Raw genomic sequence first — 21,197 nt, 5'->3', positions numbered from 1 at the left:
GGGGACAGTATCAGCGGGCCAGCTTCCGGGCGGTCTGATGCGCGGTGGACAGCTCCCGGCGCGCCTGCACGCGCAGGTCGTCCGGCAACTCCTCGTACCCGTGACACAGCACGACGATGTGTTGCAGGCACATCATCAGCAGCGCCAACTGCTCCGCCGCCGCGAGCGGTCCCGGACTCTCGGCGACCACACCGCGCAGCACCGCCAGCTCGGCGTCGAGACCCCGGACGACGTCGCCGATGGGATAGGACCCGCTGCCCCGCACGGGATTGGCATCGAGCAGGATCGCGACGCGACGGGCGGATTCGGCGATCATCGGACGGCCTCGCGCAGGGCGTCCCCGGTGTGCGAGCCGGTGAACGCCACGAGATCCGCCGGCGTGCCGGAGAACAGCAGCTCGCCGCCGGCGCTGCCGCCCTCGGGCCCGAGGTCGATGATCCAGTCCGCGCGGGCGATCACCTCCAGGTTGTGCTCGATCACGATCACGCTGGCGCCCCGCTCGTCCACCAGCCGGTCCAACACCTCGACCAGCCGGTCCACATCGGACATGTGCAGGCCGGTGGTCGGCTCGTCCAGCACGTAGACCGCGCCCGACCGGTGCAGCTGCGAGGCCAGCTTGATCCGCTGGCACTCGCCGCCGGACAGGCTCGGCAGCGGCTGGCCGAGCCGCAGGTAGTCCAGACCGACGTCGACCAGCCCCTGCAGAATCGGCTGCACGGAACGGTTCCCGGCGAAGAACTCCAGGGCGTCGGCGACGGTCATGTCGAGCACATCGCCGATGGACGCGCCGCGCAGCGAGTACTCCAGCACCTCGGCGGAGTAGCGCCGGCCCTCGCACGTCCTACAGACGGAGGTGATGCCCTCCAGGAAGGCCAGATCGGTGACGATCACGCCGGCGCCCTCGCACGTCTGGCACGCGCCGGCGGAGTTCGCGCTGAACAGCGCCGCGCCGACGCCGTTGGCCCTGGCGAAGGCCTTGCGGATCGGGTCCATCGCGCCGGTGTAGGTGGCGATGCTCGACCGCCGGTTGACGGTCGGCGCGGACTGGTCGACGACCACCGCCTCCGGGTGCTGCGCACAGAAGACGCCGTACATCAGCGAGGACTTGCCCGAACCGGCGACGCCCGTGACGGCGGTCAGCACACCGGTGGGGATCTCCACGTTGACGTCCCGCAGGTTGTGCAGCGCCCCGCCGACCACCGGCAGCCAGCCCGTCGGCCACCGCACCTGCGGCTTGAGTTCCGGCCGCGCCTTCAGGCACCGACCGGTCACCGTGCCGGAATCGGCCAGCGCCGCAACGGTTCCTGCGAACACCACCTGCCCGCCGGCGCTGCCCGCGCCCGGTCCGATGTCGACCACATGGTCGGCGGCACTGATCACGTCCCGGTCGTGCTCCACCACCAGCACGGTGTTCCCGTTGTCCCGCAACGTGGTCAGCAGTCCCGTGAGCCGGCCGACGTCCCGGGCGTGCAGGCCGATGCTGGGCTCGTCGAACACGTACAGCAGATCCGACAGCGTGCTGGCCAGCTGGCGGACGATCTTGATCCGCTGCGACTCGCCGCCGGACAGCGTGTCGGTGGCCCGGTCCAGCGACAGGTAGCCGAGCCCGATCTCCACCAGGTGGCCGACCCGCCGGCGCAGGCCGGCCAGCACCGGCGCGACCGTCGGTAGGTCGAATTCCGCCAGCGCGGCAAGGAGTTCCGTGGCCTCCAGAGAGGACAGATCGGCGATGTTGCGGCCGTCGATCCGGCAGTCCAGAGCGGCCGGCGACAACCTTGTGCCACGGCAGTCGGGGCACAAGGCGGAAGTCGTGTACCGGGCGACCATCCGCTTGGTCCGCTCCGAGGCCTCCGCGCTGTCCTTGCGCACGTAGAGCCGGCGGAACTTCACCACCGCGCCCTCGTACGTGGCGTTGATCTGCTGCCCGAGGTTCTCGACCGCGACCTTGCCGCCCTCGCCGTACAGCAGGTCGTTCCGCTCGGCGTCGGAGTACTCGGCGATCGGCCGGGTCGCGTCGAACCGGTTGGCGAAGATCTGCCAGTGCCAGGTGCCGACCTTGAACGCCGGCGCCAGCAGCGCACCGTCGGCGAGCGACCGCGACGGATCCACGAAGGCGGCGAGGTCGACGTCCGTGACCACGCCCAGCCCCTCACAGGCCGGGCACATGCCGGCCGGCATGTTGAACGAGAAGCAGTCCGCCGGCCCGATGTAGGGCTCGCCGGCGCGGGAGAACATCAGCCGCAGCAGCGGCGAGATGTCGGTGATGGTGCCGACGGTCGACCGCGAGCCGCCGCCGAGGCGGCGCTGGTCCACCAGCACCACCGCCGGCAGGTGCTCGATGGCGTCGACGTCCGGCCGCGCCCGATGGGGCAGAAAACTGCGCACGAACGCCGGCAGCGTCTCGTGGAACTGCCGCTGCGCCTCCGCCGCCACCGTGTCGAACACCAGCGACGACTTGCCGGAGCCAGACACGCCGGTCACCGCCGTGATCACCCGCTTGGGAATGTCGACGTCGAATCCGGTCAGATTGTGCTCGCGGGCGCCCACTACCCGAACAACATCCATGGCTTCAAGCGTATCGTTGAACCACCTTGTTGAGACTTTGCCGAATCGACCCGGAGAACTGTGCGAAAAACCCTCAACCGACCCGTTGACCTGGCCCGACTCGTCGGCATCTCCGCGCAGCAGGTCCGCAACTACCTCGACGCGGGCGTGCTGCCGCCGGCCGGCCGGTCCGAGACCGGCTACCGGCAGCTCGACGACCGGCACCGCCGGGCGCTGCTCGCCTATCGGGCCCTGGCCGACGGTCACGGGTGGAACGCCGCCGGGGACATCATGCGCGCGATTCACGGCGGCGACCTTCCCCAGGCGCTGGCGTTGATCGACGCCGGCCACGCCGACCTGCACCGGCAGCGGGAGGCGCTGCGGCTCACCGCCGAGGCGCTGGAGACGGTCGTCGACACCGAGCCGCCGGCCCGCGCCGCCATGCGCATCGGCGAGCTCGGCGCGCACCTGGGCGTCCGAACGTCCACTCTGCGCGTCTGGGAGGACGCCGAACTCCTTGCCCCGCAACGGGAATCGACCGGCTACCGGACCTACGGGCCGCGCGAGGTCCGGGACGCCCGGATCATCCTGATGCTGCGCCAGGGCATGCACCGCCTGCCGCAGATCCGGCCGATCCTGGACGACCTGCGCCGCTCCGGCAGCAAGGACGCGCTGCGCGCCGCCATCGCCGAACGCCACACCGACCTGGCCCGCCGCGGCGAGGCGATGCTCGCCGCGGCGGCCCTGCTGCACGCCTACGTCGGCGCGAATTCCGACGCCGAGCGGATGTCAAGATAGCGAGGTGGACCGAATCGACCGGCAGATCCTGCGGGAACTGCAACGCGACGGCCGGCTCAGCAACGCCGAGCTGGCCGAGCGAGTGGGCCTCACCCCGTCGCCGTGCCTGCGCCGGGTGAACCGGCTCGAGCAGGACGGCGTGATCCTCGGGTACCGGGCGCTGCTCGAGCCCGCCACCGTCGGCCGCGGCTTCCAGGCGTTCGTCAGCGTCGCGATGGCCCAGGAGGATCCGCCCACGGTGGCCGAGTTCGAACGCCGGGTCGGCGAGCTGCCCGAGGTGGTGGAGGCGATGCGGCTGTTCGGCGACCCCGACTACCTGCTGCGGGTGGCCGTCGCCGACATCGCCGCGTACGAGCGCTGCTACACGGAGTCGTTGGCGCAGCTGCCGGGGGTCGCCCGGCTGACGTCGCACCTGACCATGAAACAGGTGAAGGTGAACGAAGGACTGCCCATCGGGTCGGCCGCTGCGCCGTAGTCGCGCTGGCATAGTGGACGAGGTGGAGCTCGACAAGGCGTGGATCCAGAATCCCTGGCCACGGTACGAGGAAATGCGCAAGCAGGGACCCGCGCGGCGGGTCGTGATGCCGGACGGCGTGCCGGGCTGGCTGATCACCGACTACGCGGAGGCCCGGTCGCTGCTGGACGACCGCCGGCTCAGCAAGGACGTGCGGCGGGCACGGCAGTTCTTCCCGCCGGGCAAGCTCAACGCCTACCGCACGCGGCTCTCCGAGCACATGCTCAACGACGACCCGCCCAACCACACCCGGTTGCGCAAGCTGGTGAACAAGGCGTTCACCAGCCGCGCGGTGAGCCGGCTGCGCCCCCAGATCGAGCGGATCACCGACGACCTGCTGGACGGCATCGAGGCTTCCGACGGCGAGGTCGAGCTGATCGAGGCGTTCGCCTTCCCGCTGCCGATCGCCGTGATCAGCGAGCTGCTCGGCGTGCCGCATGCCGACCGCGACCGGATCCGGGACTGGAGCCGCGCCTTCATCTCCGGTGCGCCGATCGAGCCGCTCATGGTGGCCGTCGACGAGCAGACGGCCTATCTCCACGAGCTGATCGCGGCCAAGCGGGTGACCCCCGGCGAGGATCTGCTGTCGGATCTGGTGCACGTGACCGACGACGGCGACCGGCTGTCCGAGGACGAGCTGGTCGCCATGGCGTTCCTGCTGCTGATCGCCGGCCACGAGACCACCGTGAACCTGCTGGCCACCGCCGTGTATTCGCTGCTGCTGAACCCCAAGCAGGAGGAGCTGTTGCGCGGCGACCCGTCGCTGCTGCCCGGCGCCGTCGAGGAGTTCCTGCGCACCGGCAGCCCCATCCACCTCGCCACCATCCGGTTCGCCACCGAGCCGGTGCCGGTCGGCGACGTCGAGATCCCCGCCGGCGAGTTCGTCATGATCTCGCTGCTGGCCGCCAACGCGGACGAGGCCCGGTTCGAGGACCCGCACGAGCTCGACATCACCCGGCCCATGGGCGGGCACCTCGCGTTCGGGCACGGCATCCACTACTGCCTCGGGGCGCCGCTGGCCCGGCTGGAGGGCGAGATCGCCATCGGCCGGCTGCTGGCCCGGTTCCCTTCGCTGCGGCTGGCCGTCGATCCGTCGGAATTGCGGTGGCGTACCAGCACTCTTGTGCACGGGCTGCGGCAGCTGCCGGTAATTGCCTCGACAGGTGCGGTGTGATGAAGGCACCCGAGTCGAGGAGTGCCGCTTGTCGTCCGACGCCGTCGTTGTCGACGTCCCGCAGGTGCGGCGGCTGATCGCCGCCCAGTTCCCGCAGTGGGCCGACCTTCCGGTGACGCCGGTTGCGACGTCCGGCGTCGACAACATCAGCTTCCGGCTGGGCGAAGGCATGCTGATCCGGATGCCGCGCTTCGCCCGGTGGACCGGGCAGGTCACGCGTGAGCAGCGCTGGCTGCCGCTGCTCGCGCCCCTGCTGCCGCTGGCCGTGCCCGAACCGCTGGGCCGGGGCCGGCCCGGCGAGGGATATCCGTTCCCGTGGTCGGTCTACCGGTGGATCGAGGGCACCAACGCCGACCTCTCCGCCATCGACGACCCCGGGCAGGCGGCGATCGACCTCGCCGACTTCCTGTTGGCACTGCGTGACATCGACACCTCAGGCGGGCCGCCGCCCGAGTGGAGCAACGGGTTCCGCGGCGTCGCGCTGCACGATCACCGTGACTCCGCGGTCGTGGCGTCCCGGCTCCGGGACCGGATCGCCGTCCTGGACGGGTTCTTCGACGTCGAGGCCGTCACCGCCGTGTGGCAGGCCGGGCTCGACGCGCCCGCGTGGGCCGGGCCGCCGGTGTGGGTGCACGGCGACCTCGTCGGCGGCAACATGGTCGCCCGCGCCGGCCGCCTGGCCGCCGTGATCGACTTCGGCACCCTCGCCGTCGGCGATCCCGCCTGCGATCTCATTGCCGCCTGGGGCTTCCTGCCCGCCGGGGCGCGGGCCGAGTTCCGCAAGCTGCTCGCCGTCGACGACGCCACCTGGGCCCGTGGGCGGGTCTGGGGCTTGACGTCCCTGCTGCCGTCCATGGCCGACCTCGCCGATCCCGTGCGTGCCGCGCGGGCACGGCAGGGGCTGACGGAGATCGTCGCCGACCTTCGGGACTAGGCTCCTCGCCGTGACCACCCTGCTGATCGGCGCCGGCGCGGCCGACGAAGCCTGCACCGCGCCGAGAACCGGCGGTCTGCCGCTGCTGCCCGCCGACACCGCGTGGCCAACCTGCTCGGAGTGCGACGCGCCGCAGCAGTTCATCGCGCACCTTCCGCTGACCGACGGCCCGGCGCTGGAAGTCTTCATGTGCGCCAACGATCCCGGCATGTGCGACGCCTGGCGGTCCGGCTCCGGGGCGAACGCCGTGCTGCTCGCAGCCGATGACGTCGTCCCGCTCAACCCGCCAGACACCGGGGTCACGCGGCTGGACGAGGTGACCGGGCTCAGCCTCGTTGTCAGCGACGCCGTCTACGACTGGCCGTTGCCGGAGAACGCCCTTGGGCAGCTGGGCGGCGAGCCGGCGTGGCTCCAGCACGACGAGACCCCGAGGTGCGCCGATTGTGGCGACGCCACGGAGTTCGCGGCCCAACTGGAGGAGCACGGTTCGATCAACTTCGGGTCCGGCGCCGGGTACGTGTTCGTGTGCCGGCCGTGCGAGCGGGGCGCGTTCCTGTTTCAGTGCTGAGCGCGATACGCCCCGGGGGTGACGCCGAGGCGCTGCACGAACACGCGGCGCAGGGTCTCGTCGCTGCCGAAGCCGCTGCGGGCGGCGGCGGAGGCGACGGTGTGCCCACGGGACAACAGATCCTGCGCGGCCTCCAGCCGGACGAGCTCGACGTAGCGGGCGGGCGTGGTGCCGATCTCGTCGTGGAACAGCCGGCTCAGCTGCCGCGGACTGACGGCGGCCCTGGCGGACATGGTGCTGACGGTCCAGTGCTCGGCGGGATCGGCGGCGACGGCGTCCAGCAGGGTCCTCAGTGGACTGTCCCGGCCGACGTGGGCCCGTGACGGGGCGGAGAACTGGGACTGACCGCCGGGGCGCTGCATGAACACGACCATCGCCTGCGCGACCTCGGCGGCCAGCGCCGGGCCGAAGTCGTCCTCCACCAGCGCCAGCGCGAGGTCGATGCCGGAGCTGACGCCGGCGGAAGTGACGACGTTGCCGTCCCGCACGTACAAGGCGTCCGGTTGGACGGCGACGTCCGGGTAACGCTGGCCGAACCGGTCGACCTGCCGCCAGTGCGTGGTCGCCTTGCGCCCGTCGAGCAGCCCGATCTCCGCGAGGAGGAAAGACCCCGTGCACACCGACGTGATCCGGTCCGCGTCCGAGACCAGCCTTCGGACGGCCTCGACGAGCGGGCCGGTGAACGGGAAGTCGACCATGCCGTACGCGCCGGGCACCAGAACCGTCCCTTTCGGACTGTCGTCGGCCGCGCCGTCCACGCCGAGTGTGGTGCCGCTGGCCGTCCGCACCGGCTGCCCGTCTGGCGACACCACTCGCAGCTCGTAGTCGGCGCCCAGCCGGTTCGCGTGGCCGAACACGTCCGACGGCCCGGCGATGTCGATCATCGTCACGCCGTCGAAGGCCAGGATGGTCACGCGGTGAGGCACGCCCCCGATGATGCCAGCAGATCCCGGTACCGCTCGACGTGCTCAGCCAGCTCGAGCGGCGTGACGCCGCGGACGTCGTGCAGCACCAGCGGCGGCGCGTACGCCATGCCCACCCGATGGGCCGTGTTCTCCAGCGGGGCCAGCAGCGCCGACATCGGATACCGGTGGAACCCGCCCTCCCGGTACGCCTCCTCCACGCCGCCCGTCGACGTCACCACCTGCAACGTCTTCCCCGTCAGCAACGGCAGCGCGCCGTCATAGGCGAACCCCTTCACCAGCACGTCGTCCATCCACTGCTTGAGCATGCTCGGCACCGCATACCAGTGGAACGGGAACTGGAACACGATCAGTGAGTGCACCCGGACCAGCCGCTGCTCCCTTGCCACGTCGATCACCCGGTCCGGATACTCCGCGCGCAGGTCGTGCAGCGTCACCGCCGGCAGCTCCCGCACCGCCTCCGCCAGCGTCGCGTTGATCCTGGAGCGGCTCAGGTCCGGGTGATCCAACAACACCAATGCATCCATGCCACCGAAGTTAGGTCGCCCCCGCTCGCAGTGGTCCCCGAGATCGGGCCGGGAACGCCACAGATCGGGCGTGCCCGACTCACCCATGCTTGACGGCATCGCTCGACGCCGTTAGGACCCACCCAGTAGCCGCCATCGCGATGCCTTCGAACACCCACCCGTGCAACCGGATGCGCATTTATCAACGAAAGCCGCCAACCGCTCGGCCCACATTCTGCCGGACCGTCGCCACGACCTCGAGTAAATGAACCAAGCGGTTCGCTACCCCTCGCAAAATCGGTCACGTGTCGAGGTGTATGTTTTGACGCCCAATTTGATGGTCACCGTGCGGATACCCGTCCTCTCGTTAGGTAGTCGCAAGGTGTTCGACAGGAGTCCGACAGGACTCCCGCAACACCTTCCGCACCGCATCCGCCACGGTCACCGCGTCACCGGACAAGATCAAGACCTCTTGACGAAGCTCCACATCGCGCTGTAAAACCTGACGCGCACCACAAGCCCTAGCAATACCTGGAGGAAGACATCCCCAGCCAAATGCGGCTTGCCGGCGCAGCACTGTCCGTCGTGCTCGCCGGCTCACTAGCGCTAGGTGCGAGCCAAGTCGCCCGCACCGACGCCGCGGCCCCGACCGCGGAGCGCAACGTCGTCGAGGTGACCCATGTGGACGCCTCGGCGATTGCACAATTCACCACGATGATTTGGATGGGCAACACGAGCGGAGCCATTTCGTGTCTGTTCAAGGTGCTGCCCGGCCATGAAGTCGGCGAAGTTATGAGATCCATGTAGCAGTAGGGTTTTCAGCGGGACCCGTTCGGGTCACCGGCGACGCTTCACAACCGGTGCTGAACAGCAGCGTCCCGTACCACCGCCGCACTCCTTGGTTGCTGCAACGCTCCCCGAGCCATTGCAGCAGCCAAGGAGTGCACCCTGAGCGGCCGTCCGGTCAGGCCGAGCTCGACCGCGGTTCCTCCGGGGAGCCGCCGTCCGCCGTCCGCGGCGACGGTAGGCCGACATCCTCGCCAGTCCCCTGTGTCGGCGGGCCGACCGGTAGGAACGCGGTGGCTTCGGCCAGGCGCCGGCGGACGACGTCGGCGAGCGGGTCGCCGAGATCCTCGAGCACGGCAAGAGCCCGACGCCAGGAGCGGGTGGCCTGCTCCCGTTCACCGAGCGAGTACTGGGCATGGGCGACGACGTCGTAGGCGGTCGCCTCGCCCTTTGCGTCGCGCACCTGCGCGCACAGCTCGACGGCCCGCTGCGCGAAGCGGACCGCCTCCTCGAACGATTCCTCGTCCTGCGCGATGAGGGCCAGGCCGGCGCAGGCCTTGGCGGCCAGGGCCATGTCGTGGATGGCCTCGCTGATCTCCAGCGCTCGCTTGTGATACCCCTCGGCGGCCACGAAATCGCCCCGTTCGGCATAGGCGGCGCCGAGCTCGGCGAGGCTGAAGGCCTGACTGCGCCGGTCCGCGAGCCGTTCGGCCAGCCACAGCGCGTCCCGCAGGAACGAGATCGAGGCGTCGAGATTGTGGGCGGCACGGTGCGCCTCGCCCAGGCGGTAGAGGACGATGACCTCGTGCCCCTTCGCCCCGAGTGCCCGAAATGCCTCGAGCGCGGTCAGGTGGTATTCAATTCCCTGCCGATATTCACCCCGACCTATCATGACTCGACCCAAATTGTGAACCGCGCCGGCGACGCCTTCGGGCATGTCCACTTCGCCGAACTTCCGCCGCGCCTCGAGCAGGTTCGCCTCGGCCAGGTCGAAGCGACGGAGGTTGAGGTAGGCAAACCCCAGATTATGCAAGGAATACGCCTCGCCGAGACTGTCCTTCGACATTCGAGCCGCACGAATGGCCAACCCGAGAAAGTCGAAGATATCACCGTAGTAGCCCAGCCTCTGGTACGCCTCGCCAATACAGCTGGACAGTTTGGTCACGTATTCGTCGTAGCCGCATTCGGCCGCGAAATGGACCAGGGAGCTCAGGCTCGGCCGTTCGCGCACGAACCAGTTGATGGCACGGTCGTCATCGGCGAAGGACTCCGGCTTCACGCCGTCCATGAGCGGTTCCATGGGCACCGGAGTGCGGTGTGGAAAGATCGTGAGATCGGCATTGTTGGCCGTATGCAAATAATAGCTCAACATGCGCTCTTCTGCGGACAGGCGTTCGGCTTCGTGTTCCGGGGTCGACGTCAGACTCGCGGCGAATTGCCGCAGGAGATCGTGGACGTGGTAGCGATCCCGAGACGCTCCCTGGGACAGCAGGTGCGCGTGCAGGAGACCGTCGAGCGACCGGCGCACGGACATCGGCTCGCAGGCGGCCACGGCGCCGGCAACCCCAAGACCGATGTCCGCGCCGGGATGCACGCTCAACAACCTGAACAGCCGGCGCTCGCTCTCACTGAGCTTCTGGAGCGAGTAGGAGAAGCTGGCGCGAATGGAGGCGTCCGGCCCGTCCCCGTCATCCCCGAGGTCGAGCAGCTCGGCCCGGAGTTCCTCGACGAATTCGGCCAGCGGAACTCCGGGGTGCGCCACGATGTGTTCACCCACGAGGCGAAGCGACAACGAGTTCCCACCGCAGAGCGCCGCCACCTCGCAAACAGAATCCCGATCGGCCTCGGCGCGTGGACCGATCCGTTTCTCCAACCATTCGACGGATTCGCCCTGATCGAGCGGCGCCACGGATATGTGCGATGCGCCACGCCGCGCCAGTCCACTCAGTCGCTGACGACTGGTGACGAGCACCAGACAGGTCGAAAGGTAATCCAACAGCGGTTGGACATGCCGAGAATTCTCCGCATTGTCGAGCACTATCAGCGCGCGGCGGCCCGACAACAGGTTCGCAAGCTTCGAGAATCTACCGATAGCGGTCGGGACGCGCTCCAGCGGAAAGTCGAATGCGGCGAGAAATCGGTCGACAACGTCGGCCGGTTCCAATCTTGGCCCCTCGGAGAAACCCTGTAGATCGACATAGAGTTGCCCGCCCGGAAATCGCTCCGTCGCCCGGTGTGCCCAATGGGTGGCAACGGCCGTCTTGCCGACCCCTGGCGCCCCTTCGAGCACAACGACCCTGGCCAGAGCCTCGCCGGCGCTGGAGGTCGTCAGGCGGTCGAGCTCGCCGAGCACCTCCACGCGCCCCGTGAAATCGGCGATGTCGTGCGGGAGAAGATGGGGTGCGCGGGGCGCGACCTCCGTTCGCGCCTTCGTTTCCGGCTCGCCGGTCGAGACCCGACCTTGCCCGCGTTTGAGCAATGCGTCGTGGAAGCGGGTCAGGTCGTCGGCTTCATCCTGGTCGAGTTCGCTGCGATAGAACTTGCGCATTCTCAGGTAGTATGCGGTCGCATCGCGGTGCCGACCCAGTTCGCGCAGCGCCTGGATGCGCCGCTTGACCAACGTGAGATTCGATTGGTATTCGACAGGCAGGTCGTCAAGCCGTTGCAACACCGCCTGATACTCGCCGAGGGCGAGCAAGCCGTGCGTGAGCGCGCCGTGGGCGTCGATCCAGTGTTGCTGCCGGGACCACATTCGCCACTGCGCGGCCCGATCTCCCCGCGCGTCGGCGAGCGGACGCTCCGTCCACAATTCGAGCGCCGATTCGATCTCCCGGCACCCCTGCGCATGATCGCCCCGACGGCCGACGACTCGCGCCCGGTCGATCGCGCCGCGAAAGGCGAAGAAGTCTATTTCCTGACGGTCGATCCGAATGCGGTAGGCACCGCCATTGGTGTCGATCACATCGACGATGCCGACGCCACGGAGCATCTCACGTACACGCTTGATGTAGGTGTAGCAGGTGCCGGCGCGATCCCTCGGCGCCCTGCCGTCCGGCCATACCCATTCGACCAGTTCATCCATCGGCACGAACTCGCCGGCCTTGAGCAGCAGGACGGCGAGAATTCCGCGCAGCTTGGTGTGGCCCCACTGGTTCCGGATCTCGCCGCCCACCCGAATTCCCGTGTTGCCCAGGATCATGAAGCGAGGTTCCACCAGCGTCCCCTCCGCTGGAGCCGAGCGGCCGAGCGCCGTTCCGACCGCCATCGCTAGCGTTCCTAGTGTCGCCCGCACGCACCGGGGGATCAAGCGGGAGTAATAACGCTGTAACCCTGGCGCTAGAACGTACGGGCGACTCCACCGCCATGGACTGGGCTGTTCGTGGACATGACAGACTTTTGTCCCGGTGCCCGTGCTACAGCCCGCATCAACTGGCCAATTAGTGGCCACGACACGCCGACCCGAAGACGGCCGGCAATCCCGAACCGGCCCGCAACAGCCACTGAGCTGGCGTTTCAGTCATCTCATCCGGCGGTGTCAGCGGTTCGACCACATTGGCTTCGCACTCTTGCCGTGCGGGCTTCTCGGGGGAGCCCGAATGCCATTGGTAAGGGGGCTTCGATGAAAGCACTTGCGGTAACAATCACCGGCTTGGGGTTCACCGGCCTGCCCATGGCCATCGACGCGGTCAGGGCGGGCTGCCATGTGGTGGCCGTCGACAGCTCGCCGGAGCGGGTCGCCGCCATCGCCGGCGGCGCGGTCGCCGACGAGCTGACCACGGTGTCCGATCGCGACCTGCGCGCGATGCTGGCGACCGGCCGCCTGCACGTGCAGACGAGCGCGCACGAGGTGCCGGCCGCCGACGTCCATGTCCTCTGTGTGCCAACGCCTCCGGGCTCACACGAAGGTGTTGATCTTGCCCCGCTGCGTCGGGCGACGCGCGGCGTCGCGGCCAGCCTTCGCGTCGGCGACCTGGTCGTCGTCCAGAGCACCTGCCCACCGGGCGTGGTCGACGACGTCGTCGCCACCGAACTGGCCGAGGGCTCGGGGCTGCGGGTCGGCCGTGACGTGCATCTTGCGCACTCGCCGGTGCGCATCGATCCCGGTATCGCGTCGTCGACGCTGCGGTCGATTCCGCGCATCGTGGGCGGGGCCACGCCCCGGTGCACGAAGCTCGCGGCGCGGTTCCTGCGCCGGCTCACCGACCGGGTCGTCACCGTCAGCAGCATTCGGACCGCCGAGCTCGTCAAGGTCTTCGAGAACACGTTTCGGCTGGTCAACGTCTCGCTGGTGAACGAACTGGCGGCGCTGTGCCACGCCAGCGGCGTTGCCGTCGAGGAGGTTCTCGACGCGGCGGCGAGCAAGCCCTTCGGCTTCCTTCGCCACGCGCCGAGCGCGGGCGCCGGCGGCGACTGCGTCCCCGTGTGCGCCGGCTTCTTCGCTTCGGCGGCACGGCGTTGCGGTGTCGCCGCGCGGGTCGTCGAGGCGGCGATCGTTCGCAACAACGCCATGCCGAGCCAGACGGTCCGTCGCCTCGAGGAGCTGGTGCACGGCGTGCGGCCGCTGCGCGACTGCCGCGTCCTCGTGGTGGGCGTGACGTACAAGCCGGACGTGCCCAACGTCAGGCAGTCGGCGGCGGTCAAGGTGCTCGAACTCCTGCACCACCAAGCCGAAGTCGGCTATCACGACCCCTACGTGCATCGCCTTGTCCTCCGTGACGGCACCGCCCTGCACAGCGAGACGCTGCGGCCGGGCGTCGCGGACCTGGTCGTGATCCTCACGAGGCACCAGGCCGTGGACACAGCTCTGCTCATGCGGTGCCAGGCGCCGATCGTGGACTGCACCACCGGTCTCCCCCACTTCGTCCAGAACGACGCGACCGCGATCGCCTGCTGAGGAGGTGCCATGCACATCGACCGCTGGATTCGTGGCCCGATCGGCATGGACGCCGATCTGCGGGTCACCCGCAGGGATTGCCGCAAGATCCTCGTCGTCGTTCCCACCGTCGCGGCCGGCACTCGGCTGCTGGAGCTGCTCGCGCTCCTCGAGGGTGATCTCCGGGCGCAGGTGCTGTTCTCGGTCCCGCAGAGCGCGAATTCCTGGCCCGACAGCGCCGAGTTCGTACGCAGGCTCGGCGGGCTGGCGATCCCCTGGGGCCAAGCACTCGAGCACCGGTTCGATCTGGTGCTGGCGGCGAGCTACACCGAGCTCGCCGCGGTACGGGGACGAGTGCTGGTGGTGCCGCACGGCGCCAGCAGCCTGATGTCGCGGCGATTCAGCCGCAGCGGCGGCCCGTCGGCCCTGCCGCACATGGGACTTGCCCGCGAAACGCTCACGCACCGCGGGCGTCTCATCCCGTCGGTCATAGCGCTCACCCACGACCGCGAGATGACCGCGCTGCGTCGGTCGTGTCCCGAGGCGGTCCCGCGTGCCTTGGTAGCCGGTGACATCTGCATGGATCGCCTCACGACAAGCTTGCCGCACCGGGAATCCTACCGGCAGGCGCTGGGAATCGGTCCGGACCAACGGCTCGTCACCGTCAGCTCCACCTGGTCGGCGGACTCGGTCTTCGGCCGACATCCGTTGCTGTGCAAGGAATTGCTCGCTCGCCTGCCGAAGTCCGAGTACCGGGTGGCGTTGATCCTGCATCCCAGCGCGTGGGCCGTGCACAGCCCGTGGCAGATCAAGGCGTGGCTGGCGGACTGCGCGCGGGCGGGACTTCTCGTCATCCCACCGGACCAGGGCTGGCAAGCCGCCACGATCGCCAGCGACGTCGTCCTCGGGGATCACGGCAGCACGACACAGTACGCGGCGGCGCTGGGCACACCGGTCCTGCTCGCGGCATACCCCGAACACGCGGTCCGCAAGGGAAGTCTGGCGGCCGCGGTCGCGGCTCGGGCGCCGCGGTTCGACGTCGACGCGCCGGTCGTGGCGCAGATCGTGCACGCGCTCGATCTCCCGGCCTTCCGGGACGCAGCCGTCGCCGAAATGATCAGCTCACGGCACGGGGAGTCGGCTTCGTTGCTCCGTCGAGCGATGTACGACCTGCTCGGACTGATGGAGCCTGCGGAGCAGCCCGTCGTGCCGCCGGCTGTTGTCCCGAGGCCGCTGCGATGGTGACCTCCGCGGGCGTCTTTCGCGTGACGTGGTGGGACGGCGTAGGCCAGCCGGATGCTTTCGTCGTGGCCTACGCCGCCCGCGCGAGTTTCTCGTGGCTGCGGCTCGCCGATGTTGTCGTTCTGCCGCCACAGCCGACGGTTGCCCTCGCCGAGGAGACGACCGCGACCGCCCTCGCTCAGTTGAGCGGGTGCAGTCTCGTTGCCGCGAACGCCGTTGAGCAGCATCATGTCCTGCTGTGGCGGGACGGCCGTCGGCTGGTGACGACGTCAGCTGTAGACGTGCTGTGGTGCTGTGTCGCCGAATACGCGAGTCAGGTCTCCGGCAGCCGGGCGATCCGCTCGGCGAGCCGGTCCGCCTTCGGATCCTCCTGTTCGGCGAACACCGCCCGGGCCCGCAGGTAGTGCGTGCGGGCGGCGCGGAGGTCGCCCGCGAGTTCGGCGACCTCCGCCAACACGACCACCGCCTCGGCCGCGTACCGGACCAGTCCGAGCTGGCTCGTGATCTCCAGGACCTCGTCCAGTTCCCGACGGGCGTCAGCGAGACGACCATTCCGGGCATAGGCCCGTGCGAGGCCGGTCAGGGCCCGCGCGCACTGCGCCCGGTCCAGGGTCGCCAAGGCGTCCGCAGCGTGCCGGAACTCCGCCACCGCCTCCTCGGTTCGGCCGAGATCGAGGAGCACCTCCCCGATCCGGCGCTGACCGACAGCCACCGCCCGGGGTGTGCCGATCCGCTCGCGGATCTGCTTGGCCTGATGGAGATGGCTCAGCGCGCCGGCCAGGTCGCCCTGCCCCTGCGCGCTGTCCGCGAGTTCCGACAGCGCCGCCGCCTTGGTCGCCTCGTCGTGTTCCAGCTCGGCCAGCCGAACCGCGCGGCGGTTCTCCTCGATCGCCTCGTCGTGACGTTCGAGGTTGGCCAGCGCGGAGGCGAGCTGGATCCGCAGCCGCGCCTCGGCCGTCCGGTGGCCGACGCGCTGCGCGGCGGGAATGCCGAGCCGGTGGATCGCCAGCCAGTCACCGTAGGGCCGGAAATTGAGATAGAACGCCCACAGCGCCTCGCACAGCTCCCACACCACCTGGTCCCAGCCGAGTTCCGCCGCCGCGTGCACGGCCGACACCAGGTTCCGTCGCTCGACCTCCAGCCACCGCAGGGCCATCCGCTCGGTGTCGAAGACGGTCGAAGGCGCGTCAAGAGCCTCGCGGAAGTGCGGGCCGACGCGTCTGCGGGTCGGTCTGAGCACCAGATCGGCGGCGATCGCCATGGTGAGGTACCACTCGATCATCCGTCGCCGGGCGGCGTCGCGCACCTCCGGTGGATCTTCCGCCTCGGCCATCTGCCGGCCGTGCACCAACAGCAGGTCGTGGTAGCGATAGCGACCGTCGCCGACCTCGTTGAGGAGGTTCCGGTCGACGAGGGCGTCGAGCGACGGTTCGATCTCGCGCGCCGGTCGGTGGGCGGCGGCCCCGGCGACCTCGATACCGAAGGCCGGCCCCGGGTGCAGGGCGCACAGTCGGTAGAGCTGGGCCTGGACGTGCGGCAGGCCGCGATACGACACGTCGAACACGGCCTCGACGGAACAGTCGTCCTCCAGCGACAAGGTGGCCAGCCGGTCGCTGCCGCGGAGCGCGCTGACCTCTCGGGACAGCGACCGGTTGGGACGCGACGCCAGGCGGGCGCCGACCACCGACAATGCGATGGGCAGTCCGCCACACAGCTGGACGAGTTCCTCGGCATGTTCGGGTTCCTCCGCGAGCCGGCCATTCCCGGCGACGGAGTCCAGCAGGTCGATGGAGTCGGCGACGTTCAGCGGACCGATCTCGAGGAAGCGTGCCCCGTCCATTCGCAGGCCGGCCAGGCGCCATTGGCTCGTGACCACGACCACGGTGTGCGGCGACGCCGGCAACAGCGGTCGTATCTGGGCCGCCGACACCGCATCGTCGAGCAGCACCGCGACGGACCCGTCCGCGGTCACCGACCGGTACATCGCTTCCCGTTGCCCCGCCGAGGCCGGAATGCTGTCCGCCGGCACGCCGAAAGCCCGAAGGAACCATTCCAGCACGTCCTCCGGCGCGGCCGGTCCATCGATCGAGTGGGCGCCGAGATGCGCGTACAGCTGGCCACCCGGAAAGTGCTCTCGCACGTCATGCAGCCAGCGAAGTGCCAGCGACGTTTTGCCGACTCCGGCCGCGCCGCTGATCACAATGGTCGTCGGGCCGCGCGAACGCCATTTCTCCAACGCGGCCAGCTCGCGTTTGCGACTGCTGAACACGCGCGGCACCGGAGGTAGTTGCGACGGCACGCGCACACGCCGGCCACCGCCGGATATGTGCACGTGGTCGACGTGCCCCGCCTGTACGATCGTCCCGTCGACCCGACCCGCGAAATCGTTGCTGCTGCGCGCGGAGAACGGCCCCTCATCGGAACTGCCCTGCATATCCCATCCCCGTGTAGCAGGTGCATTCTCGGTCATGAAGCGGCGATCGAGCCGCCACTACGACGGTAGAAGGCCGCCAGGGGCCTCTGGCAGGCCCCAAGCGAGCTACCCATGGGCCTCGCGCGGCCCCGATTCCCCCAGATGGGGCATGCACTTTACTGACGGCATGGGAGCGTTGGACGCCAGTCGTGGTCGCGGACTTCTCGCGGGTGCTGGCCGGGCCGTACTGCACGATGCTGCTGGCCGATCTCGGCGCGGACGTGATCAAGGTGGAGAGCCCGCACGGCGACGACACGCGGCAGTGGCTGCCGCCGGTCGACGGGGACGGCGTCGGCACGTATTACCTGTCGGTCAACCGGAACAAGCGGTCCGTCGCGCTGGACCTGACCGATCCGGCGGACGCCGAGGTGGCGCGGGAGCTGGCGAAGCGCGCGGACGTGCTGGTGCACAACCTGCGGCCGGGCGGCATGGCGCGCTTCGGCCTGGGCTACGAGGACGTCGCCGAACTGAACCCCGGCGTCGTCTACTGCTCGATCAGCGGATTCGGCCCGGATGCGACGCTGCCCGGCTACGACCTTCTCGTGCAGGCGCTGTCGGGGATGATGAGCCTCACCGGCTCGCCGGACGGCCCGCCGTACCGGGCCGGAGTCGCCGTGATCGACGTGATGACGGGCCTGCACGCGTCGACGGGCATTCTGGCTGCGCTGCACCATCGGGACGTCACGGGCGAGGGCCAGCACGTGGAGACGAATCTGCTGTCGGCCGCGCTGTCGTCGCTGGTCAACCAGACCTCCGCATACGTGGCGGGCGGCGTGGTGCCGCACCGGATGGGCAACGAGCACCTGAGCCTGTACCCGTACGAGCCGATGGCCACCGGCGACGGCGAGCTGATCATCGCCGTGGGCAATGACCGACAGTTCCGGCGATTGACCAAAGCTCTCACCGTGCCCGAACTGGCCGACGACCCCCGGTTCGCCTCGATGGCGGCCCGCAACGCCAACCGCGGGGAGCTGCGCCCCCTGCTGCTGGCCCGGCTGTCCACCAACTCGGCGCAGGAGTGGTTCCGGATCCTCACCGACGCCGACGTCCCGTGCGGGCCGATCAACGACGTACGGCAGGGCGTGGATCTGGCCACCGAGCTGGGGCTGGAGCCGGTAGCCGACGCCGGCGGAGTGCCCACCGTCCGCAACCCGCTGACGCTGTCCGCCACCCCCACCCGGCACGACCTCGCGCCGCCGGCACTCGACGAGCACGGGGCGGAGATCCGCGCCTGGCTCAAGAGCTAGCGGCCTTCTTCCGCTCCCGATACGCCCGCATCGCCGCCTTCGATCCACGAACACCCAGCGCCCGGCACGTCTTGAACCGGCCCCACTCCCCCGCCAGCGACAGCGAGGCGACGGAAGCCAGCGCCTCGCCGAACACGTCCGGCTGCGCCGGCCGCGGCTTCACGCCGGCCCAGCGTCGCCGGCGGCCTCGTCGCCGCGACGAGCGCCGCCGAGGTCGGCCAGCACCAGTTCGGCGTGGTGGTGCTCGGGTTCGGGCTGGTGTCGTGGCTGATCCTGGGTTCGCTGATCCTGGGACGCCTGATCTTCCGCCCGTCGTTGCCGGGCGCGCTGCTGCCGACCATCGCCATCGAGATCGCCCCCGCCCCCGTCGCCACGCTCGCCTACCTGGCCCTGTCCGGCGATCGAGCCGACGCCGTCACCGCCGGCCTCGCCGGCTACGGCCTGCTGATGGTGCTCGCCCGGCTCCGGCTGCTGCCCCGTCACCTCATGCTGCGGTTCGCCCCCGGCTTCTGGGCCTTCACCTTCGCCTGGGCGGGCGCCGCCATCGCCGTCCGCACCGTGATCGCCCTGGTCCGCGGCACCCTGCTGCCCAAGCCCGCCGCCCCGGCAGCCGCAACGGAGGTCGCCCTCGACCGGTGAAACGTTGCCGGCCAGTCCCCACCGTCCTACGGTGGGCGGTGCCGGTTGAGACCACAGCCGCGTGGGTGGCAGCACGTCACCCACCGTCTGACCGAGGGAGACCGGCGATGTCCTCGAACGCTGTGGTGGCGGTGGAGCACATAGGCTCCGTCGCCTTGCTGCATGTCACGGGCGAGGTCGACATGGAGACGGAGCCGATGCTGCGGGAGAGCCTGGCCATGGCGCTGGCCCCCGCCCCGGCGGCGCTCGTGCTCGACCTGACCGGCGTGACCTTCTTCGCCTCAGCCGGCCTGCACGTGCTGGTCGACTTCCAGCACGACATGACCGCGCGGGGCCTGGACATGCTGGTGGTCGCCGACACGCGCATCGTGCTGCGCCCGCTGGAGATCACCGGTGTCGACCAGCTCGTCACGCTGGTGTCCTCCGTCGATCAGGCCCTGGCGCACAGCTGATCTCTGTACGGTGGTTTCGTGCCCTTCTTTCGACGCCGCCGGCGCTATGACGACCGGTACGAACCACGCCCGTACCGCGGTGGCGGCTCCTCGTGCTGGCGCGACGCCTGCCTGATCGAGAGCGGCTGCTGCATCGCCGAGAGCTGCGACGGCAACTGCCTGATCCTGGGCCTGCTGACGCTGCCGCACCTGCTGGTCGCGGCCGGCTCGGCGGTGCCGCGCACGCGGCGGCCGTCCGAGATGATGATCGCCGCCATTCGCGTCTACCAGCGGGAGATCAGCGCCAAGCGGCCGGCCGTGTGCCGGTTCGAGCCGAGCTGCTCGGAGTACGCGGCGCAGGCCATCTCCCGGCACGGCGCGCTGCGCGGCGCCCGGCTGATGATCGGCCGGCTGATCCGCTGCCGCCCCGGCGGCCGGCGCGGCGCCGACCCGGTGCCGCCGGTCAGGTAGTCCCGAACTTCTCGAACGCCTCCGCCAGCGCCCGCAGGTCGAAGCCGGCCAGATGGTCGAGCGCGAACCTGCGGGTGCCGGCCAGGTTGCTCGGCCACGCCGCCTCGAGCCGCGCGAATCCCTCGTCGGTGAGCACCGCGTGCCAGCCGCGCCGGTCGTGCTCGTCGCGCACGCGGACCACCAGGCCCTGGTCCTCCAGCCGCTTGACCACGTGCGTCATGCCGCTGAGCGACAGGTAGGCCATCTCGGCCAGCTCGCTCATCCGCAGCCGCCGGTCCGGCGCCTCGGACAGCCGCGACAGCGTCATGTAGTCGGTGAGCGAGATCCCCCGCTCGCGCAGCATGGTCGCGTCCATCACCCGAGGCAGCACGTTGACGACCCGGTCCAGCGACCGGACCAGGGCTTCCTCGTCGGGGTCGAGCGGGCGGCAGGTGTCCACGGCCACACCTTACTTGCTTCCCGAAGGAACCGTAGATACTTTCTTTCCGAAGGAACTACCTGGGAGGCACACCGTGACCAAGATCGGCATCATCCTCGGCAGCACCCGCCCGGGCCGCAACGGCGAGGCCGTCGCCAAGTGGGTGCACAAGGTGGCCGGCGAGCGCACCGACGCCGAGTTCGAACTGGTCGACCTGCTCGACTACCCGCTGCCGCACCTCGACGAGGCGCTGCCGCCGGCGATGGGCCAGTACAGCCGGCCGCACACCCTCCTGTGGGCGGCCAAGATCAAGTCGTTCGACGGCTTCGTGATGGTGACGCCCGAGTACAACCACTCCACGTCCGGCGCGCTCAAGAACGCCATCGACTACCTGCACGCCGAGTGGAACAACAAGGCAGTGGGCTTCGTCAGCTACGGCTCGGTCGGCGGCGCCCGCGCGGTCGAGCACCTCCGGCTGGTCGCCGGCGAGCTCCAGATGGCCGATGTCCGCTCGCAGGTGGCGCTGTCGCTGTTCACCGACTTCGAGAACTTCCGCGACTTCGCGCCGGGCGAGCACCAGGTCGCCGCGCTCCAGACCACCCTCGACCAGGTGGTGGCCTGGAGCAACGCGCTGGCCCCGCTCCGCGCCGCCTGAC

At 69.7% G+C, this 21,197-nt stretch carries 20 protein-coding genes and 1 pseudogene; 13 read left to right on the top strand and 8 right to left on the bottom strand.

Annotated elements, in window-relative coordinates; translation table 11 throughout:
• Positions 1 to 10: 10 nt before the first annotated feature.
• Positions 11 to 316: a hypothetical protein gene (locus tag BCF44_RS41835; RefSeq protein WP_116180052.1), complete on the bottom strand. Its 306-nt coding sequence runs from the start codon at positions 314 to 316 to the stop codon at positions 11 to 13.
• A complete protein-coding gene (locus BCF44_RS41830; protein ID WP_116180051.1) occupies positions 313 to 2,565 on the bottom strand; it encodes an ATP-binding cassette domain-containing protein in 2,253 nt (750 codons plus the stop codon). Before BCF44_RS41830 ends, BCF44_RS41835 begins: the two co-directional genes overlap by 4 nt.
• Positions 2,566 to 2,625: 60 nt before the next feature.
• On the opposite strand from BCF44_RS41830, the gene BCF44_RS41825 reads away from it, so the two are divergent.
• Genes BCF44_RS41825 through BCF44_RS41805 form a run of 5 tightly spaced genes read left to right on the top strand, consistent with a single transcriptional unit; the run spans position 2,626 to position 6,532 of the window.
• Positions 2,626 to 3,342: a MerR family transcriptional regulator gene (locus BCF44_RS41825; protein WP_116180050.1), complete on the top strand. Its 717-nt coding sequence runs from the start codon at positions 2,626 to 2,628 to the stop codon at positions 3,340 to 3,342.
• A 4-nt stretch (positions 3,343 to 3,346) separates the two neighbouring features.
• Positions 3,347 to 3,817: an Lrp/AsnC family transcriptional regulator gene (locus tag BCF44_RS41820; RefSeq protein WP_116180049.1), complete on the top strand. Its 471-nt coding sequence runs from the start codon at positions 3,347 to 3,349 to the stop codon at positions 3,815 to 3,817.
• 22 nt (positions 3,818 to 3,839) lie between these two features.
• Positions 3,840 to 5,030, top strand: a complete 1,191-nt coding sequence (locus tag BCF44_RS41815) for a cytochrome P450 family protein (RefSeq protein ID WP_246016117.1) — start codon at positions 3,840 to 3,842, stop codon at positions 5,028 to 5,030.
• Positions 5,031 to 5,058: 28 nt separating this feature from the next.
• Complete coding sequence (locus BCF44_RS41810) at positions 5,059 to 5,964, top strand: aminoglycoside phosphotransferase family protein (RefSeq protein WP_116180048.1); 906 nt, start codon at positions 5,059 to 5,061, stop codon at positions 5,962 to 5,964.
• A 10-nt stretch (positions 5,965 to 5,974) separates the two neighbouring features.
• A complete protein-coding gene (locus tag BCF44_RS41805; protein WP_116180047.1) occupies positions 5,975 to 6,532 on the top strand; it encodes a YwqG family protein in 558 nt (185 codons plus the stop codon).
• Here BCF44_RS41805 and BCF44_RS41800 read toward each other — a convergent pair.
• Complete coding sequence (locus BCF44_RS41800) at positions 6,523 to 7,458, bottom strand: GlxA family transcriptional regulator (RefSeq protein WP_246016116.1); 936 nt, start codon at positions 7,456 to 7,458, stop codon at positions 6,523 to 6,525. The two genes, BCF44_RS41805 and BCF44_RS41800, sit on opposite strands and share 10 nt — an antisense overlap.
• Complete coding sequence (locus tag BCF44_RS41795; protein WP_116180045.1) at positions 7,443 to 7,982, bottom strand: NAD(P)H-dependent oxidoreductase; 540 nt, start codon at positions 7,980 to 7,982, stop codon at positions 7,443 to 7,445. Before BCF44_RS41795 ends, BCF44_RS41800 begins: the two co-directional genes overlap by 16 nt.
• Positions 7,983 to 8,516: 534 nt before the next feature.
• Between BCF44_RS41795 and BCF44_RS41790 the strand changes: the two genes are divergently transcribed.
• Positions 8,517 to 8,768 (top strand): hypothetical protein, encoded by a 252-nt coding sequence (locus tag BCF44_RS41790; RefSeq protein ID WP_116180044.1) that lies wholly within the window; start codon positions 8,517 to 8,519, stop codon positions 8,766 to 8,768.
• Positions 8,769 to 8,925: 157 nt separating this feature from the next.
• Here BCF44_RS41790 and BCF44_RS41785 read toward each other — a convergent pair whose 3' ends face one another.
• A complete protein-coding gene (locus tag BCF44_RS41785; RefSeq protein WP_116180043.1) occupies positions 8,926 to 12,012 on the bottom strand; it encodes an AfsR/SARP family transcriptional regulator in 3,087 nt (1,028 codons plus the stop codon).
• Between the two features lie 354 nt (positions 12,013 to 12,366).
• Between BCF44_RS41785 and BCF44_RS41780 the strand changes: the two genes are divergently transcribed.
• Both BCF44_RS41780 and BCF44_RS41775 read left to right on the top strand, forming a co-directional pair.
• On the top strand, positions 12,367 to 13,641 hold the full coding sequence (locus BCF44_RS41780; RefSeq protein ID WP_170218042.1) for a nucleotide sugar dehydrogenase: 1,275 nt from the start codon (positions 12,367 to 12,369) through the stop codon (positions 13,639 to 13,641).
• Positions 13,642 to 13,650: 9 nt separating this feature from the next.
• Positions 13,651 to 14,865 (top strand): hypothetical protein, encoded by a 1,215-nt coding sequence (locus tag BCF44_RS41775; RefSeq protein WP_116180041.1) that lies wholly within the window; start codon positions 13,651 to 13,653, stop codon positions 14,863 to 14,865.
• A gap of 310 nt (positions 14,866 to 15,175) precedes the next feature.
• On the opposite strand, the gene BCF44_RS41770 is transcribed toward BCF44_RS41775, so the two are convergent.
• Positions 15,176 to 17,131 carry a tetratricopeptide repeat protein gene (locus BCF44_RS41770; RefSeq protein ID WP_170218041.1) on the bottom strand — a complete coding sequence of 652 codons (1,956 nt, stop codon included), beginning with the start codon at positions 17,129 to 17,131 and terminating at the stop codon, positions 15,176 to 15,178.
• Between the two features lie 353 nt (positions 17,132 to 17,484).
• Here BCF44_RS41770 and BCF44_RS41765 point away from each other — a divergent pair, with 353 nt between their 5' ends.
• Complete coding sequence (locus tag BCF44_RS41765) at positions 17,485 to 18,582, top strand: CaiB/BaiF CoA transferase family protein (protein ID WP_342775710.1); 1,098 nt, start codon at positions 17,485 to 17,487, stop codon at positions 18,580 to 18,582.
• Here the strand turns inward: BCF44_RS41765 and BCF44_RS56075 are convergent.
• Complete coding sequence (locus BCF44_RS56075) at positions 18,572 to 18,745, bottom strand: hypothetical protein (protein WP_170218040.1); 174 nt, start codon at positions 18,743 to 18,745, stop codon at positions 18,572 to 18,574. The two genes, BCF44_RS41765 and BCF44_RS56075, sit on opposite strands and share 11 nt — an antisense overlap.
• A 23-nt stretch (positions 18,746 to 18,768) precedes the next feature.
• Here BCF44_RS56075 and BCF44_RS41760 point away from each other — a divergent pair.
• From BCF44_RS41760 to yidD, 3 genes and pseudogenes are all read left to right on the top strand, one after another.
• A pseudogene (locus BCF44_RS41760) lies at positions 18,769 to 19,221 on the top strand (SLAC1 family transporter); the annotation flags it as partial.
• Positions 19,222 to 19,328: 107 nt separating this feature from the next.
• On the top strand, positions 19,329 to 19,673 hold the full coding sequence (locus BCF44_RS41755) for an STAS domain-containing protein (protein ID WP_116180038.1): 345 nt from the start codon (positions 19,329 to 19,331) through the stop codon (positions 19,671 to 19,673).
• Positions 19,674 to 19,691: 18 nt separating this feature from the next.
• On the top strand, positions 19,692 to 20,123 hold the full coding sequence (yidD, locus tag BCF44_RS58120) for a membrane protein insertion efficiency factor YidD (protein WP_116180037.1): 432 nt from the start codon (positions 19,692 to 19,694) through the stop codon (positions 20,121 to 20,123).
• Here yidD and BCF44_RS41745 read toward each other — a convergent pair.
• Positions 20,116 to 20,562: a MarR family winged helix-turn-helix transcriptional regulator gene (locus BCF44_RS41745; protein WP_211353469.1), complete on the bottom strand. Its 447-nt coding sequence runs from the start codon at positions 20,560 to 20,562 to the stop codon at positions 20,116 to 20,118. The genes yidD and BCF44_RS41745 overlap by 8 nt on opposite strands.
• 73 nt (positions 20,563 to 20,635) lie before the next feature.
• On the opposite strand from BCF44_RS41745, the gene BCF44_RS41740 reads away from it, so the two are divergent.
• Positions 20,636 to 21,196 carry an NADPH-dependent FMN reductase gene (locus BCF44_RS41740; protein WP_116180036.1) on the top strand — a complete coding sequence of 187 codons (561 nt, stop codon included), beginning with the start codon at positions 20,636 to 20,638 and terminating at the stop codon, positions 21,194 to 21,196.
• Position 21,197: the final 1 nt, after the last annotated feature.

Origin of the sequence: Kutzneria buriramensis, from assembly GCF_003387475.1 — a bacterium.
GTDB classification, from domain to species: Bacteria; Actinomycetota; Actinomycetes; order Mycobacteriales; family Pseudonocardiaceae; genus Kutzneria; species Kutzneria buriramensis.
Note: the sequence above shows the minus strand (reverse complement) of the source record. Positions and strands in the feature narration are given on the sequence as shown.

Coding starts and splice junctions, on each gene's coding strand:
- BCF44_RS41835 (WP_116180052.1), bottom strand. CDS start 316: ATGATCGCCGAATCCGCCCGTCGCGTCGCGATCCTGCTCGATGCCAAT.
- BCF44_RS41830 (WP_116180051.1), bottom strand. CDS start 2,565: ATGGATGTTGTTCGGGTAGTGGGCGCCCGCGAGCACAATCTGACCGGA.
- BCF44_RS41795 (WP_116180045.1), bottom strand. CDS start 7,982: ATGGATGCATTGGTGTTGTTGGATCACCCGGACCTGAGCCGCTCCAGG.
- BCF44_RS41790 (WP_116180044.1), top strand. CDS start 8,517: ATGCGGCTTGCCGGCGCAGCACTGTCCGTCGTGCTCGCCGGCTCACTA.
- BCF44_RS41785 (WP_116180043.1), bottom strand. CDS start 12,012: ATGGCGGTCGGAACGGCGCTCGGCCGCTCGGCTCCAGCGGAGGGGACG.
- BCF44_RS41780 (WP_170218042.1), top strand. CDS start 12,367: ATGAAAGCACTTGCGGTAACAATCACCGGCTTGGGGTTCACCGGCCTG.
- BCF44_RS41775 (WP_116180041.1), top strand. CDS start 13,651: ATGCACATCGACCGCTGGATTCGTGGCCCGATCGGCATGGACGCCGAT.
- BCF44_RS41755 (WP_116180038.1), top strand. CDS start 19,329: ATGTCCTCGAACGCTGTGGTGGCGGTGGAGCACATAGGCTCCGTCGCC.